Raw genomic sequence first — 14,771 nt, 5'->3', positions numbered from 1 at the left:
TTGCAAAAATATCTTCCGGAAAAAGACTCGGACTATTGGATGGTAATGCTTTGAATAGTATGTTTGCCATATTGTTTGGGTACACCTAAAAATAACCATTTTTTAGGACAAACAATAAAAATCCCCGACACTTTCACGTATCGGGGATTCCTTTTTAAAAAAAGGCTTTTTAGACAACCTCTTTTTTACGTTGTAGGCCTGACATCGCCGCGGGCACACAAACAATCTTCCGTTCCCCATTGTCATAGGCCGCTCTTGACGACACGGCGCGACAGCAACTAGTACGGATTGCATGTTTTCCTGAACGTCGCGGCGTCGCGTCATCCCCCTCCGTCCCAAACCTCCGACAAAGCTACATTTAACATTCCGTTCGTGAATACCAAGCAATTTATGTAGGTTTGTAAAAACGATATAGCGATGAGACCAAAACCAATAATTTTCGGGATAATCACAGCGATTGTGCTCGTTGTTCTTTTCAATAATAAAGAAGAAGCCTCCTTTTGGCTTTTTGGCGAGATACGTACCTCTAAGCTTTTCATCCTTGGGGCCTTTTTCGTCTTAGGTGTAATAGTTGGCGGCGTCGTTTTCAGAAGACGCAAAGCACACCCCAAAGAGTATAACATAAACAATCTCCCGCCGATGGCGGACACAGAACAGGAAGAGCGCACGCCTTACTCACACCTCTCCGAGGAGGACCGTAAATTCTTGGGCCGGGATTGATCCCTTCCCTCCTGCCCCGCTATATTGTCTTCCTTGTCATGTAAAATTAATACATTCAGGCAGAGCTACTTTTCACTTTCCCTAAAAAAAACAGCTTCATATTTTTGCATTTTAAATTCAAATTCCTACCTTTGCATCACTTTAAACAATGAAGCACTTCATGATTTAAAGAAGATTCCGTAGCTCAGCTGGTAGAGCAATACACTTTTAATGTATGGGTCCTGGGTTCGAATCCCAGCGGGATCACAAAGCCACTCCAAAAGAGTGGCTTTTGTTGTTTTCGTGGGATGAAAACAGAAGGGTTGGGATGGGTCCGAACTCTGACGCCCCCATCGGATCGAACTTCTATGGGGATGTGTCCCCCCTGGGGTTATATTTTTATACAATGCCATATCATTTGGATGACGGTCCAACTCTGGTAAACAGCATCCAAAAACGAGAAGTAGCGTGTCAGAAAAGGTAGTGTTTCTAACAAAAAGCCTAACGTTTACGACAAAACATCTAGCGTGGAGATCAGAACAGCTGGCGTCTCTAACAAAAAGCCTAGCGTTTCTGACGAAACACCTAGCGCGCAAATAAGACAAGCTAGCGTCCCTAACAAAAAGCCCAACGTTTTAACGAAACACTTAGCTTGTACGCAAGCTAAGGTTTTTAAACTACTTCCAATCTAACAGAAAAACAACGCTGAACCAAAAGATTCAGCGTTAACCATATTTCAAAGATTAGGATGGTAATCAATCGGAACAAGTGTCAACATCCTCACAAAACAGCCCAAAAATTGCTCAGCAGACATTAAACTTACGGGTTTATCCAATGGCAAACCGTAACTCTCTGCAAGCTCTCTAACCTGTTGCTTTCTGAACAGCTTTTTTAAAACCGTTTTTAAGGGTAAATCGGGGAACCTCATCATAAAATGAAGAAAGCTGAGATATTTTTCCTTCATTTCGACACCAATATTATCCGTACATTTCTTTTTGCCGATTTTCACTAAAGCCGATTTTACAGTTGGTGGTGGCATGAAGCTGTCGGGATTAATTTCATAAATAAATCCCATCTCAAAAAATGTGTGGTAGAAAACTGCATACGGATTAAAATACTTTTTCCTAACAAGTTTTTTAGCAGACTCTAATTGCATTATCAAGCACCCTTGCTTAAAAAACTCAATATTAGTGTACATTAGGGACTTAAGAATTTCGGAAGTTAACGCAAAAGGGATATTGGAAATCACTTTAAATTTTTTTTGTGGCACTAAGAACTTTCTGTAGTCCAGTCCGGCGATGGTAACATTTTTATTAGCCTTAAATTTTGACCGTAATTCAGAAACTAAACGATTATCGTTCTCAATGGCTATGACATTTGTGGAATGTTTGACTAAATGTACCGTCAAAAATCCAGAACCTGCACCGATATCTAAAACAATATCTTCTTTTTGTACCTCTGCCAATCGAATGGCGTCATTTATCAGGATGGTATCAATTGTAAAGTGTTGCCCCGTAATACAGTTCCAGGTCGCCGACTTCCGTGTTCACATTGTTCTGAACAGGAACGTAGTTAAATTCGCCAAATCCGCTGATAGAATATTTCTTATCCGAGAAAAATATCTTAGAAGCTGCAAGCGCCAGACCCGGCTGCTGTTGGTATTTCACTTTCGCCGTGGATACGGTGTCCACTTGCAAAAGCGTATCCACCTGAGCATTTAGGGTTATTGCCTGTATCAGTATAGCGGCCGTTGTCATCGTTCTCTTCATGGTATTCTGCGTTATTGATGTCTCTTTCGTCTGCTCACCGGCACCGCTTCCCTGCGCGCAATCCCTGTCATTACGTCCATGGCAAAGCCCTCGTCCTAACTGCCAGTCAATCCAGAGCAATTTTTTTACGGCGCAAATCTATACATTTTGGTTGATAGGTAGGTTACCTATAAGTTATATTACTTACATTCACAAAAAAATCCCCGTCTGAGCGGGGATTTTCTGTTTAGTACGTACGACTAGAGCTAGCGTTGCAGATCGAATCTATCCAAGTTCATCACTTTTGCCCATGCTGCGATAAAGTCCGTAACAAACTTTTCCTCCCCATCGGCGCTGGCATAAACCTCTGCCACGGCTCTTAACTCAGCATTCGATCCGAACACGAGGTCTGCCCGCGTAGCTGTCCACCGTACGGTTCCGGAGCTTCTGTCTTTTCCTTCGAAGAGCTCCTTATCGGCCGAGATAGCCGACCAGCTCGTGCGCATATCCAATAAGTTCACAAAGAAATCGTTGGTCAGCTGACCGGGACGGGTAGTGAAAACGCCATGCCTAGAACCATCATAATTTGTCTCCAGCATCCGCATCCCGCCTAGAAGTGCTGTCGTCTCAGAAACAGAAAGCGTCAACAGATTCGCCTTATCAATCAGTAACTCTTCGGTCGCCGCATTCACTCCGGCTTTGCGGTAATTACGGAACCCGTCGGCCAGTGGTTCAAGATAGCCGAATGACTCAACATCGGTATCATCCTGCGATGCATCCATCCGGCCAGGCGAAAACGGAACGGTTACGTGATGTCCGGCGCGCTTTGCCGCTTCGACAACGCCCGCACAACCACCAAGAACAATTAGATCTGCTAAAGAAACCTTTTTGTTACCCGTTTGGGCAGCATTAAACTCCTGCTGTATTTTTTCAAACACGCTTAACACCCTTTGCAATTGCGACGGATTATTAACCTCCCAGTTTCGCTGCGGATCTAAACGCAAACGGCCGCCGTTAGCCCCGCCGCGCTTGTCCGTACCTCGGAAGCTGGATGCTGATGCCCAGGCAGTCGAAACCAGCTCAGATATTGTCAGTCCGGCGCCCAAAATTTTCGCTTTCAGTTCAACAACATCCTTCTCCTCGATCAACGCATGATCACGCTCAGGAATCGGGTCTTGCCATAGAAATACCTCTTTCGGCACATCCGGACCAAGATAGCGTGCCAGAGGTCCCATATCACGATGGGTTAACTTAAACCATGCGCGGGCAAATGCGGCTTCAAACTCCTCCGGGTGTTCCAGAAACCTTCTCGAAATCTTCTCATAGACCGGATCGAACCGAAGAGATAAGTCCGTCGTGAGCATAGTGGGCCTATGCCGCTTCGCGGGATCATACGCATCCGGAATAATCGCGTCCGCATCTTTTGCGACCCATTGATGTGCTCCCGCAGGACTCTTTGAAAGTTCCCACTCAAAACCAAAAAGGTTTTCGAAAAAGTTATTACTCCATTGTGTAGGCGTCGTTGTCCACGTAACTTCCAGGCCGCTGGTAATCGTATCTGGACCTTTTCCACTCGCGTAGCTGTTATGCCAACCGAGACCCTGCATCTCGATGGGCGCCGCCTCGGGTTCCTTATCCACGTGGCTTGCCGGAGCCGCCCCGTGCGTCTTCCCAAAACTGTGTCCCCCGGCAATCAAAGCCACTGTCTCTTCGTCATCCATTGCCATTCTCCCAAACGTGTCACGGATATCCTTTGCTGCGGCTATCGGGTCGGGGTTTCCGTCAGGCCCTTCAGGGTTTACATAGATTAACCCCATCTGCACGGCCGCAAGCGGCTTCTCCAGATTTCGCGAATGTATATCGCCATCGGCATCATCATCAGAGACCAATACGCCATGTGTTTTTTCTACGCCTTCGGATCCACGTGCATACCGGAGATCGCCACCAAGCCACGTCCTCTCTTCGCCCCAATATACCGACTCGTCCGGCTCCCAGGCATCTTCACGCCCGCCCGCAAAGCCCAGTGTCTTAAATCCCATCGACTCCAGTGCGACGTTTCCGGTCAATATGAGCAGGTCTGCCCACGATATATTCTTTCCATATTTCTGTTTAATAGGCCAAAGTAGTCTGCGGGCCTTATCCAGACTGACGTTATCCGGCCAACTGTTTAACGGCGCAAAACGCTGTTGCCCCGAACCGGCACCTCCACGTCCATCACCGACCCGATACGTGCCGGCGCTATGCCATGCCATACGGATAAACAAGGGGCCATAGTGCCCGAAATCCGCCGGCCACCAATCCTGGGAATCTGTCATAAGCGCGCGGAGATCGCTCTTTACCGCCTCCAGATCGAGGCTCTTGAACGCTTTTGCATAGTCAAACTTGTCTCCTAACGGGTTCGAAGAACCGTCCTTCCGCAGAAGATTTACCTTCAGCCGCCCCGGCCACCAGTCAGCGTTTTGTGTCCCGCCGCCTGCTACTTTCGTTTTCATTGTGCCGTTATGAAACGGGCACTTACTGATGTCATTTGATCCGTTTTCCATTTCTTAATTAGTTTATTGTATTGCTTACTGTCATAAACAACCAAACAATTGAGATGTTTCCGTTGTTTCCATAAAGATATACTATTCAAACTGTAGTTTTAATAGATATTATCAATATGATATAATGAAACTTTATGCCAGCGGAAGGCAGTCCTTTCTGCAGCTGATAATTATTCCTATATTTATCTTTAACCAGGCACAACACGCACACTTGAAAGACTTTTTACTCTTTATCGACACGGAAACCTCGGGGGTTCCGCAACGTTGGGACCGACCGTATGCAGACACGCAGAATTGGCCATCCGTAATTCAGGTCGCGTGGATTATCTGCGACAGCGTTGGCCGTGAAATCAAACGGAGCAGCATGTATATCTTCGAGAAAGATATAGAAATCACCAAAGAATCACAGCGGGTACACGGTATAAATGCAGAATTTCTGCAACAACACGGTCGCCGGCGGAAAGATGTTCTACGTAAGCTTGCATATGACGTAGCGAAATACCCTGCTGTCATTGTCGGTCATTTCATAGAACTGGATATTCACGTATTAAGTTCCGATTATTACCGGGCGCAGCTAAAAAATCCGTTTATTAATCAAACGTTCTTCTGCACGATGTTGGACAGTAAAAAATACGCGATTAATCCGGCTGTCGACTATCTGCGCCTTCCACAGCTCTACGAGTTTCTCTTCGACAGGACACCGGAGGAGACGCACGAGGCTGAACAGGATGCACAGTTAACAGCACAGTGCTATCTGGAACTGAGATCCCGGGGAGCCATTACGATCGCTGACCTGCTAAAGCAGCAGGCGACACTTTCAAAAAAACTTAACATACAGGACAAACAGAATCTCTAATTTTGGACAATAAGCGCGGAAACGACATGCAACATCTTTTAGATCTACTCAAAACGACAAAACCTTTCGATTTGCTGCCGGAAAGCATATTGGCCGGCATTGCAGAGTCGCTGGTACCTACGACGTACAAGAGAGATACCCTCGCCTACCGACAGGAGGTCACCGAGATGAAGGGCGTGGATATCCTATATAAGGGCGAGTACGAAACGTTCTTCTTTGATTCTTCTGAAAACAAACGCTGCATCGAGATCCACCATTCTCCATATTGCTTTGGCGGCATCTCCGTTTTGTTGAACAGAACCAAAGCTCTAAAATCGGTTGTTGCAAAGAAAGGTACGGTGGTTTACAGTTTACCGCGGAAGGAGTTTCTGGATCTGTGTGATGCTTACGACGATTTTTTCCAGTATTATACGACAGACTTCGGTAGACGCATGCTCGACGAAGAATTTTCGCATTTTGTAAAAACTCCCGCCTCCTTCGAAGAAAGTTATATTGCAGCGGAGCAGCTATATTCGCGAAAAATTGACGGCGTGGTTTACAAGGATATCGTGTCCTGCTATGGGGAAACACCTATCTATGAAGCCGCCCGACACATGGCCGAAAACCGGGTGAGCTGCCTGTTTATTAAGGACCGTGACGACAGCATCATCGGGTATGCGACAGATATCACCCTTCGCGATAACGTTATAGCCAAGCAGATTGATCCGGCCGGCCCCATCGCCAGCGTTATGGATAATCCTATCGTGTCCATATCTCATCAGGCGTACCTTTACGAGGCCGTACTGATGATGTTCAGCACCAAAACAAGGTACCTATTGGTGGAAAAGGAAGGCAAATACGTCGGGTTCCTGAGCCGCAACCGGATTTTAAGTGAACAGGGCCAGTCTCCCCTTGTATTCATTCAATCCGTCAAACTTTCAGAGACCGTAGAAGAACTGCGCCAAAAGTGGAACTATGTACCTGAAATTATCAAACAGCTCCTCGGGCGCGGCATAAACGCGGAGATCACCAACCAGGTGATTACTACTATAGCGGATACAATAGCCATTAAAGTTATTGAAAAAGTGATCCGTGAAATTGGAGACCCGCCGGCGAAGTTTGTTTTTATGATAACGGGAAGCGAAGGCCGCAAAGAACAGACGTTGAAAACGGATCAGGACAACGCGATCATCTATGAAGATAAAGCAAACGAACACCGCGAAATGGTCCGGGCTTATTTCCTGAATTTCGCTACCAAAGTATCCGACTACTTAAATGCAATAGGGTTTGTGTACTGCAAAGGCGGATACATGGCCAGCAACCCTGCCTGGACGCACTCCCTCTCACATTGGAAAAGAAACTACAAAAAATGGATCGAGGATACCGTGCCCGAAAATGCTATAAAATTCTCAACCTTTTTCGACTGCCGTTTCCTTTACGGCGACAAAAACATCATCGATCAGCTGAAGGAATTTTTGGAAGAGGAGCTCCAGAAACCAAATGACCGGTTCTTTGCCTTCATCGCAAAAAATGCGCTGCAGTACGAACCGCCGCTTACATTCTTCAACAATATCAAGACGGAAACCATCGGCAAATCAGAGGTATTTAATATCAAGAACGCGATGACACCTATCGTCGATCTGGTACGCGTATATGCGTTAAAGAACCGCATATATCAAGAGAATACCGGCGAACGGCTGAAAAAACTGACAGAGTTAGGCGTGTTCACCACCGCGCAATATCAGGAGCTGTACCAATCGTACTACTATTTAATGGCCCTGCGGCTGGAAAATCAGGCCAACCAGATATTGGTGGAAAAGTCGGAGCCTAATAACTACATCCAGATAAATAAGTTGACGAAAATAGAAAAGGTAACGTTGAAGGAGATTTTTAGAACCATCAATAACTTTCAGGTGGGTATTAAAATGAGATTCACAAACAACATCCTCGGCTAGTACGGCTTGTGCAGTGTCCCGCGGCAACCATTAATTACCGCTGCAGCCGTGCTCCGGAAACACAGCTGTATAATCCGGAAAGTGGGCCGGCCGTCCATTATTTGGATAAACAACTTACGCCAAAGTCCGACCGCTCATTTTTCCTTACCTTTGTCTAATCAGACTTGATAAGGACATGGCGGCTCAAACTGTCGCCGGTCGACGCAGCATACACTTTCAGAACGGTTAAGCTTTTGATATGACAGGAGAGGAAACATACAGAAAAGAATATGGAAGGCAGGTTGCGAAGTACCTGGCAGCCTTCGGACTTACAGAGGAGGATCTGGGCAAACTCATCAATTCAAGTTCAGACAACATCCGCGACATCGTAAACGGATCTGTCGGACTTAGCCTCGGCAAGATGATAAAGATAGCCAACGTATTTTCAGTCCACTATTACAACTTCGCAGATCCAGCCTACCCCTTACCCGAAGAACGGCATCTATCGCCAACGACACGAAAAAAAATAGAAAAACGGAAGGCTATCGGCATAATGGTTCGCGACACGAGCAACCTGCTGGCGAATGAGCTGGACAGATTGATTTCCGAAGGATATCTTGACAAACCTACGACCGCTGCGATGTTACACACCTATATGGATGCACGGTTGGAAAAGCGCAGTCCGGCAGAGATTACCAACCTGCTTAACAAAAGTCCGCGTAATGCAGCCGTGGTTAAACTACCTTCGAAAATAGGCAGACATAATCTATATGTGCTGAAAGAGTTTGCAGATCCTTATCTACAAAATTCCCAGACAGCACTATTCGACGGTATGGCAACAGACAATACGGACATCTCCTCGAAACCATGATCGCGCAAAAAACACAGGAGGCTCATTCCCCCCAAAGCAACGTTAACAAAATAAGAATATGAATGAAACTAAAAAACGCGGTTTAAAATGGTGGTTCCAACGTCTGGGATTCGGCGCTTTCATGTTCTTCCTGCTGAAGGGCATCGTCTGGCTGGTGATATTCGCCCTAGCGGCGAAATCCTGCGCCTGATGCTTCCGCTGTCTCGTCGAGCCCGCTTTCACTCTTTGCCGTCATCATGCACGGTCAGCTCCCGCCGGAGTCTGAACTTCTATCCGGCCGACGTTCCCGGAATATTTTTATTTTCGCTTGACTTAGTGTATTATTTACACTATATTTGTACTTTCATAATTTAGGTTTATAATTGGTTAGTTGAGGGTTTCCATTCTCCCCGTTTGGAAACCCTTTTTTATTCAATCCTACCGAGCAATTCTTGTTGTTTTGGCAACAAAATCGTATTTTTAGTACGTTCAATTCAGACCGGTACCGAACATATACGGCTTAAACGACACAAAATACGACGACAATATATGGAAATGAAAACAATCAAAGGTCCCGCTATCTTCCTAGCGCAGTTCATGGACGATAAAGAGCCATTCAACAATTTAACGAACATCGGTAAATGGCTTTCTGAGCTCGGCTACAAAGCCGTTCAGATTCCAACCTGGGACAGCCGTTGCCTCAATCTGCAGAAGATAGCCGAAAGCAAAACCTACGCCGATGAAATCAAGGGATCGTTGATGGACATGGGCCTCGAAATATCCGAACTTTCTGTACATCTCCAAAGTCAGCTTGTTGCGACACATCCGGCGTACGACAGTATGTTCGACGGATTTGCCCCCGCGGCACTACATAACAATCCTAAAGCACGTACAGAATGGGCTGTCGACCAGGTAAAATTGGCTGCAAAAGCATCAAAAAATTTAGGCTTAAAGACTGTCGCGGCATTTTCCGGCTCGCTCCTCTGGCATACAGTGTATCCATGGCCTCAACGGCCGGCCGGGCTGGTCGAAGACGGATTCAACGAACTTGGTAAACGCTGGCTCCCCATACTAGACGAATATGACAGACACGGGATAGACATCGCTTATGAGCTCCATCCGGGTGAAGACCTACATGATGGTGTTACTTTTGAACGCTTCCTCGACACTGTACAACAGCACAATAGGGCCAACATTTTATACGACCCAAGTCATTTCGTACTTCAACAGCTGGATTATCTGCAATTTATCGACTTCTATCACGAGCGTATAAAAGCGTTTCACGTTAAGGACGCCGAATTTCTGAAAAATGGAAAGTCCGGCGTTTATGGAGGCTATCAGGACTGGATTGACCGGCCCGGACGGTTCCGTTCGCTGGGAGATGGACAGGTAGATTTCAAGGGTATCTTTACAAAGCTCTCCCGGTATGGGTTCGACGGGTGGGCAGTCATTGAATGGGAATGTTGTATTAAAGATCCGGTACAGGGTGCGACTGAGGGCGTTGACTTCGTTAACCGTCATATCATTCAGGTAACGAAAAAGACATTCGACGATTTTGCCAATGCCGGAGCGGATAGCGAACTGAATAAGAAAATACTCGGAATCTAATTTTTAAACGAGCTCACCAGCGAAAACTCCAGGCGTTTTTAGCCGGGTCTGCTTTTCGGCCTCGATCCGCCAGTACATATACGACGAACGGCTGCCCGTTATAGCGGACAGCCGTTCCTGTTAAAAAAGTAATATTAGTTCTTTTTAGCTTCTACCTGGATACCAATTTCAATATCTTTGCTAATCATCCATTCTGCCGGATCGGCTTCAGACGTACCAAATTTAATTCCCCAGTCTGCTCTGTTCACTGTAAACTTAGCTGCAACAGCCACTTGGTCGTTCGACACCGTAACCTTCGCTGGGAACGAGATATTTAATGTGCTATCCAACAAAGTCAGATTTCCGCTCACGGTTTTGTTAGCACCTTCAATGGCGTCCGCCCCTGCTGAAGCTCCTAAATCCGATACGCTTGTAATCTTAAAATTAGCCTGTGCGAATTTCTCCACATCGAAAAAATCAGGATTTTTTAGGTGATTTTCTAAATCAGAAGCCTTTTTATCCGCTTCGGTTACAGATGCTGGATCTACCTTTAACGACTTCATGTCAATGACAAAGTCGCCCGCAGTAACATTTCCATCTGAAACAAACAGCTCGCCGGATTGCAAGGACAATGTTCCCCAACGTGGTGCAAATCCTCCTTTGTGGAAGGCCTTCCAATCTACCTTTGAGGTAGCTAAATCTACAGAATAAGGATCTCCTTGCTGATCCGCAACTTGTTGCTCCTCTGAAACAGCTGTCTTAGAGGAATTCCCTCCACAGGATGAAAATAGGATGGCTGCTGCAGCCACCAATGATAAACCGATTTTTTTCATAAATTAATACGTATTTGTCTTTAAACCGACCTAAAAGTATCTATCTTTATTGACTCCCGCAATAGTAATTTAAATTTAAAGCATAAAACGACACAAAAATTACTATTGGTATATGTTTAAACACGCATCAACCAAACTGCTGTTAGCCGAGAACAGCGAGGGACTTTTCAATAATCGAAAGGGCCTCTTCCAGTTCGGCTTTGGTAATGACCAACGGGGGTGCAAAACGAATTTTATCACCATGCGTAGGTTTAGCCAGCATACCGTTTGCCATCAGCTCCATACAGAGGTGGTATGCCGCCTTCGGGTCAGGATGACTGATTTCCAGCGCGTTTAGTAACCCCTTCCCCCGCACTTCCTTGACGGATACATGGTTGATCGCGCGCAATCGGTGTCTAAAAAGTTGTCCAAGCTCCATCGCATTATGGGCAAGGCTTTCGTCTCTCAAGACTTCCAGCGACGCCACGGCCACGGCGCACGCCAACGGGTTTCCCCCATATGTAGAGCCATGCTCCCCCGGAGCAATACATAGCATTACATCATCATCAGCCAAAACAGCCGACATCGGCAGCGCCCCCCCGCTCAGCGCCTTGCCCAATATAAGGATATCGGGGCGCACGTCTTCATGATCGCATGCGAGTAACTTCCCCGTACGGCATAAGCCCGTCTGTATTTCATCGGCGATGAACAACACATTACGTGCTTTGCATAGGTCCGCCGCCTTCCGCAGATAACCTTCATCCGGTACCACCACTCCAGCTTCTCCCTGAATAGGTTCGACCAAAAATGCGACTACTGAATCATCATCCAAAGCCGCTGCCAAAGCCGCCAAATCGTTGTAAGGTATTGTTACATAACCTTCCACAAACGGACCAAATCCGTCGCGCGCGGTATGGTCCGTGCTGAAAGAGACGACATTGATCGTCCGTCCATGAAAATTTCCTTCTACTGTCACAATCTTAGCTGCCCCGTCCGCTACCCCTTTCTTGGTATAGCCCCATTTACGCGCCAGCTTTATAGCTGTTTCTACGGCCTCCACGCCGGTATTCATCGGTAAAACCTTATTATACCCAAAATAAGTCGTTATGAATTGCGTATATTCAATCATTTTCTCGCTATAAAACGCGCGGGAAGTTAACGTTAACTGTTGCGCCTGATCCGTTAGCGCACGGATAATCTTCGGATGACAATGCCCTTGATTTACGGCTGAATAGCCCGAAAGAAAATCGAAGTACCGCTTTCCCTCAACGTCCCAGACAAATGATCCAGCCCCTCTGGATAACACGACCGGTAGGGGACTATAATTATGGGCGCCGAATTGCCTTTCGGCTTCTATTAACAATGCGGTTTTCTCTGAAATATTACTGTTCGTATTCATATCATATATGGTATATGTCCAAGACAAAGGAAGCCCTTTCCTGTCTGTCAGGACAAGATACAAAGATTATTCAATACCGGCACATCTTGGCAGAGAGGTTATATTGGCTAGATTTCATTGAGGTCTGCGACGCTGTATGCAGACCTCAAAGTTGGCGCACTACTCTGCAGTTTTTGCGAGCATACGCTCGACGGTCTCTTCCAGATCAGCAATATCGAAAGGCTTTGCCAAATAGGCGTCGGCGCCCGCATTTTCCGCCAGCGTATGAATATCGTTGTTTGCTGATATATAGATCACCGGAATCTTACCGAACTCCGGATGCTTTTTCAGCAGCCGCGTAGCCTCTATTCCCCCGATATCAGGAATCCAGTTGTCCATTAAAATCACATCCGGAGTCAACTCGCTCACCTTCTCGATGATGTCGTGCGATGTTTCGGATATTCTGACATCATATCCGGCGTCCGATAAAATGATGGAACACACTTCGAGAATATTGCTGTCATCATCAAAAATGAGAATGGTTTTGTTTTTCATACGTCTTTATTCCTTTTATGTAACATATTTTACTAGTTCGTGGATACACTTAAGTTGTTGATAAAAGAAGCCATTTGCCCGGGGGGCAGAATATGATCGGCCGCCCCACGCTCGATCGCACGGGCAGGCATATACGCTACCTCGGCCGTCGAGGGATCCTGCGCAACGGTTAGGCCCCCACTCTTTTTAATGTAGGCAAGCCCCTCCGCTCCGTCAGCATTCGCACCTGAAAGCAGCATTGCACCAACGTTCCCCCTAAAAATGTCGGCCGCCGATTGAAAGGATACGTCGATGGAAGGACGAGAATAGTTTAGCTTCTCTGAGCAATCTAAGGACAGTAAGCTCTTATGCTCAAATAACAGGTGATAATCTGCAGGCGCCAAATAGACAGTACCTGGCTGCAGTGTTGTCTTATCCTCCACTTCAATCACACCCATGTTACTATGATTCGCCAGAAGAATGTCCAGCATGGACTCTGGGCCAGCCTTCCTATGCAGAATCAGCACGACAGGAAACGTCAGATCCGGCCGGACGGCCGGCAGCATGTCCAGGAGCACCTTTAAACTCCCCGCCGAGCCTCCGATCAGAAACAGCTCAATTTCCAATCTTCCGATTTGTCCCATATCAGTGTAGCTTTCTCCAGATTTTTTCTGAGTCTAATTGCTTATATTGCTTTTCGAGATTCGAGAAACGAAGTGTCTCTTTCGCGCCAAGCGCCAGAAACCCCAAAGGGTCCAAACTATCATCAAACAACCGCAGCACTTTGTTTTGCAATTCCTTCTCAAAATAGATGAGGACGTTTCGACAGACGACTAATTGAAATGCATTAAATGAACTATCAGACACCAGATTATGTGTAGAGAAAATCATTTTCTCGCGCAAATCGGCGTTAAATTTCACCATCTCGTAGTTCGCCCTGTAGTAGCTCGAAAAGTCTTCTCTCCCACCGGAAAGGATATAATTTTCAGAGTACTGTCTCATCTGGTTAATCGCATAAATACCTTTCTGTGCAGTTTCCAGCACTCCAGGGTTCAAGTCTGTGGCGTATATGAGCGATTTGTGGTATAGATTAGCCTCTTTCAGCAAAATTGCGATAGAATAAGCCTCCTCGCCGGTGGAACACCCTGCCAACCATATGCGGATAAACGGGTATGTCCCGAGTTGTGGAAACACCTTCTCGCGCAGCGCTTTGTAAAAGGTGGGATCCCGAAACATCTCCGTAACGTTTACCGTAATCTCTTCAATAAACCGCTGTAAATATTCCGGATAGTGGGTCAGCCTGTAACGTAATTCAGCAAAGCTGGCAAACTTATCAAGTAGGCAGATCCTATTTACCCTTCTCTTTAACGACGCTTTACTATACTGTGTAAAGTCGTAACCGTATAAAACGGATATGTCCGCCAATAGCACCTCCAGTTCGTCATCCTTTATAATCGTCGGTTCCAACATCCTACTTTATACTTTCAATTACCCCCACAAGCTCATCTATATCTACCGGTTTCGATATATAGGCATACGCCCCTGCATTTAGACATTTTTCCCTGTCCCCCGACATTGCCTGTGCCGTCACCGCGACTACAGGAATATGGCTACAGCCTTCCGTTTTTCCTATAACCTCCATTGCTTCGTATCCGTCCATCTCTGGCATCATCATATCCATTAGAACAACTCCAATGTCCGATCGTTCTTGCAATAACGCGATTCCTTCAACAGCTGTCATACAGGACACCGATTCATAACCACGTGATTTTAACGCCAGACGTAAGGCGAAAATATTACGGCTGTCGTCATCAATAATTAGCACCAGCTTACTCTTCTCCATATCAAGTA

At 46.3% G+C, this 14,771-nt stretch carries 15 protein-coding genes and 1 tRNA gene; 7 read left to right on the top strand and 9 right to left on the bottom strand.

Features of this window, described 5'->3' with window-relative positions:
• The first annotated feature begins 417 nt into the window (after positions 1–417).
• Positions 418–720 (top strand): hypothetical protein, encoded by a 303-nt coding sequence (locus BC792_RS15080; RefSeq protein WP_148909843.1) that lies wholly within the window; start codon positions 418–420, stop codon positions 718–720.
• Positions 721–893: 173 nt separating this feature from the next.
• A tRNA-Lys gene (locus tag BC792_RS15075) sits at positions 894–966 on the top strand.
• Between the two features lie 469 nt (positions 967–1,435).
• Here BC792_RS15075 and BC792_RS15070 read toward each other — a convergent pair.
• From BC792_RS15070 to katG, 3 genes are all read right to left on the bottom strand, one after another.
• On the bottom strand, positions 1,436–2,218 hold the full coding sequence (locus tag BC792_RS15070; RefSeq protein ID WP_148909842.1) for a ribosomal RNA small subunit methyltransferase A: 783 nt from the start codon (positions 2,216–2,218) through the stop codon (positions 1,436–1,438).
• Positions 2,193–2,588 (bottom strand): hypothetical protein, encoded by a 396-nt coding sequence (locus BC792_RS18530; RefSeq protein WP_211357554.1) that lies wholly within the window; start codon positions 2,586–2,588, stop codon positions 2,193–2,195. The genes BC792_RS15070 and BC792_RS18530 overlap by 26 nt, the downstream gene beginning before the upstream one ends.
• Before the next feature lie 125 nt (positions 2,589–2,713).
• Positions 2,714–4,990: a catalase/peroxidase HPI gene (gene katG / locus BC792_RS15060; RefSeq protein ID WP_148909841.1), complete on the bottom strand. Its 2,277-nt coding sequence runs from the start codon at positions 4,988–4,990 to the stop codon at positions 2,714–2,716.
• Positions 4,991–5,114: 124 nt separating this feature from the next.
• Between katG and BC792_RS15055 the strand changes: the two genes are divergently transcribed.
• The 5 genes from BC792_RS15055 (at position 5,115) to BC792_RS15040 (ending at position 10,217) form a co-directional block, all read left to right on the top strand.
• Positions 5,115–5,846, top strand: a complete 732-nt coding sequence (locus BC792_RS15055; protein ID WP_246155129.1) for a 3'-5' exonuclease — start codon at positions 5,115–5,117, stop codon at positions 5,844–5,846.
• A 26-nt stretch (positions 5,847–5,872) separates the two neighbouring features.
• Entirely contained in the window at positions 5,873–7,780 is a 1,908-nt protein-coding gene (locus tag BC792_RS15050) for a DUF294 nucleotidyltransferase-like domain-containing protein (RefSeq protein WP_148909840.1), read from the top strand.
• Positions 7,781–8,018: 238 nt separating this feature from the next.
• Positions 8,019–8,630, top strand: a complete 612-nt coding sequence (locus BC792_RS15045; RefSeq protein WP_148909839.1) for a helix-turn-helix domain-containing protein — start codon at positions 8,019–8,021, stop codon at positions 8,628–8,630.
• A 58-nt stretch (positions 8,631–8,688) separates the two neighbouring features.
• Entirely contained in the window at positions 8,689–8,820 is a 132-nt protein-coding gene (locus BC792_RS18745) for a hypothetical protein (protein ID WP_262713459.1), read from the top strand.
• A gap of 344 nt (positions 8,821–9,164) precedes the next feature.
• The gene (locus BC792_RS15040; RefSeq protein WP_148909848.1) at positions 9,165–10,217 is read left to right on the top strand and encodes a sugar phosphate isomerase/epimerase family protein; all 1,053 of its coding nucleotides are present in this window, start codon (positions 9,165–9,167) and stop codon (positions 10,215–10,217) included.
• Positions 10,218–10,351: 134 nt separating this feature from the next.
• Here the strand turns inward: BC792_RS15040 and BC792_RS15035 are convergent, their stop codons facing one another.
• The 6 genes from BC792_RS15035 to BC792_RS15010 all read right to left on the bottom strand — a co-directional run bounded on the left by BC792_RS15035 (position 10,352) and on the right by BC792_RS15010 (position 14,763).
• On the bottom strand, positions 10,352–11,029 hold the full coding sequence (locus tag BC792_RS15035; protein WP_148909838.1) for a YceI family protein: 678 nt from the start codon (positions 11,027–11,029) through the stop codon (positions 10,352–10,354).
• 142 nt (positions 11,030–11,171) lie between these two features.
• Positions 11,172–12,407 (bottom strand): ornithine--oxo-acid transaminase, encoded by a 1,236-nt coding sequence (gene rocD, locus BC792_RS15030; protein WP_148909837.1) that lies wholly within the window; start codon positions 12,405–12,407, stop codon positions 11,172–11,174.
• A 159-nt stretch (positions 12,408–12,566) separates the two neighbouring features.
• Positions 12,567–12,941, bottom strand: coding sequence for a response regulator (locus BC792_RS15025; protein WP_148909836.1), 375 nt, complete (start codon positions 12,939–12,941; stop codon positions 12,567–12,569).
• A gap of 32 nt (positions 12,942–12,973) precedes the next feature.
• Positions 12,974–13,564: a chemotaxis protein CheB gene (locus BC792_RS15020; RefSeq protein ID WP_148909835.1), complete on the bottom strand. Its 591-nt coding sequence runs from the start codon at positions 13,562–13,564 to the stop codon at positions 12,974–12,976.
• 1 nt (position 13,565) lies between these two features.
• Positions 13,566–14,390: a CheR family methyltransferase gene (locus tag BC792_RS15015; protein WP_148909834.1), complete on the bottom strand. Its 825-nt coding sequence runs from the start codon at positions 14,388–14,390 to the stop codon at positions 13,566–13,568.
• Between the two features lies 1 nt (position 14,391).
• Positions 14,392–14,763: a response regulator gene (locus BC792_RS15010; protein WP_148909833.1), complete on the bottom strand. Its 372-nt coding sequence runs from the start codon at positions 14,761–14,763 to the stop codon at positions 14,392–14,394.
• Positions 14,764–14,771: the final 8 nt, after the last annotated feature.

The organism is Sphingobacterium allocomposti (assembly GCF_008124885.1).
Lineage (GTDB): Bacteria > Bacteroidota > Bacteroidia > Sphingobacteriales > Sphingobacteriaceae > Sphingobacterium > Sphingobacterium allocomposti.
The sequence above is the reverse complement of the archived record's forward strand: the minus strand, read 5'-3'. Positions and strand labels throughout refer to the sequence as shown.

Excerpts from the sequence above, each read along its gene's own strand:
- BC792_RS15055 (WP_246155129.1), top strand. The coding sequence starts at position 5,115 with ATGAAACTTTATGCCAGCGGAAGGCAGTCCTTTCTGCAGCTGATAATT.
- BC792_RS15010 (WP_148909833.1), bottom strand. The coding sequence starts at position 14,763 with ATGGAGAAGAGTAAGCTGGTGCTAATTATTGATGACGACAGCCGTAAT.
- BC792_RS15050 (WP_148909840.1), top strand. The coding sequence starts at position 5,873 with ATGCAACATCTTTTAGATCTACTCAAAACGACAAAACCTTTCGATTTG.
- rocD (WP_148909837.1), bottom strand. The coding sequence starts at position 12,407 with ATGAATACGAACAGTAATATTTCAGAGAAAACCGCATTGTTAATAGAA.
- BC792_RS15035 (WP_148909838.1), bottom strand. The coding sequence starts at position 11,029 with ATGAAAAAAATCGGTTTATCATTGGTGGCTGCAGCAGCCATCCTATTT.
- BC792_RS18745 (WP_262713459.1), top strand. The coding sequence starts at position 8,689 with ATGAATGAAACTAAAAAACGCGGTTTAAAATGGTGGTTCCAACGTCTG.
- BC792_RS15040 (WP_148909848.1), top strand. The coding sequence starts at position 9,165 with ATGAAAACAATCAAAGGTCCCGCTATCTTCCTAGCGCAGTTCATGGAC.
- BC792_RS15025 (WP_148909836.1), bottom strand. The coding sequence starts at position 12,941 with ATGAAAAACAAAACCATTCTCATTTTTGATGATGACAGCAATATTCTC.
- BC792_RS15045 (WP_148909839.1), top strand. The coding sequence starts at position 8,019 with ATGACAGGAGAGGAAACATACAGAAAAGAATATGGAAGGCAGGTTGCG.
- katG (WP_148909841.1), bottom strand. The coding sequence starts at position 4,990 with ATGGAAAACGGATCAAATGACATCAGTAAGTGCCCGTTTCATAACGGC.
- BC792_RS15080 (WP_148909843.1), top strand. The coding sequence starts at position 418 with ATGAGACCAAAACCAATAATTTTCGGGATAATCACAGCGATTGTGCTC.
- BC792_RS15020 (WP_148909835.1), bottom strand. The coding sequence starts at position 13,564 with ATGGGACAAATCGGAAGATTGGAAATTGAGCTGTTTCTGATCGGAGGC.
- BC792_RS15015 (WP_148909834.1), bottom strand. The coding sequence starts at position 14,390 with ATGTTGGAACCGACGATTATAAAGGATGACGAACTGGAGGTGCTATTG.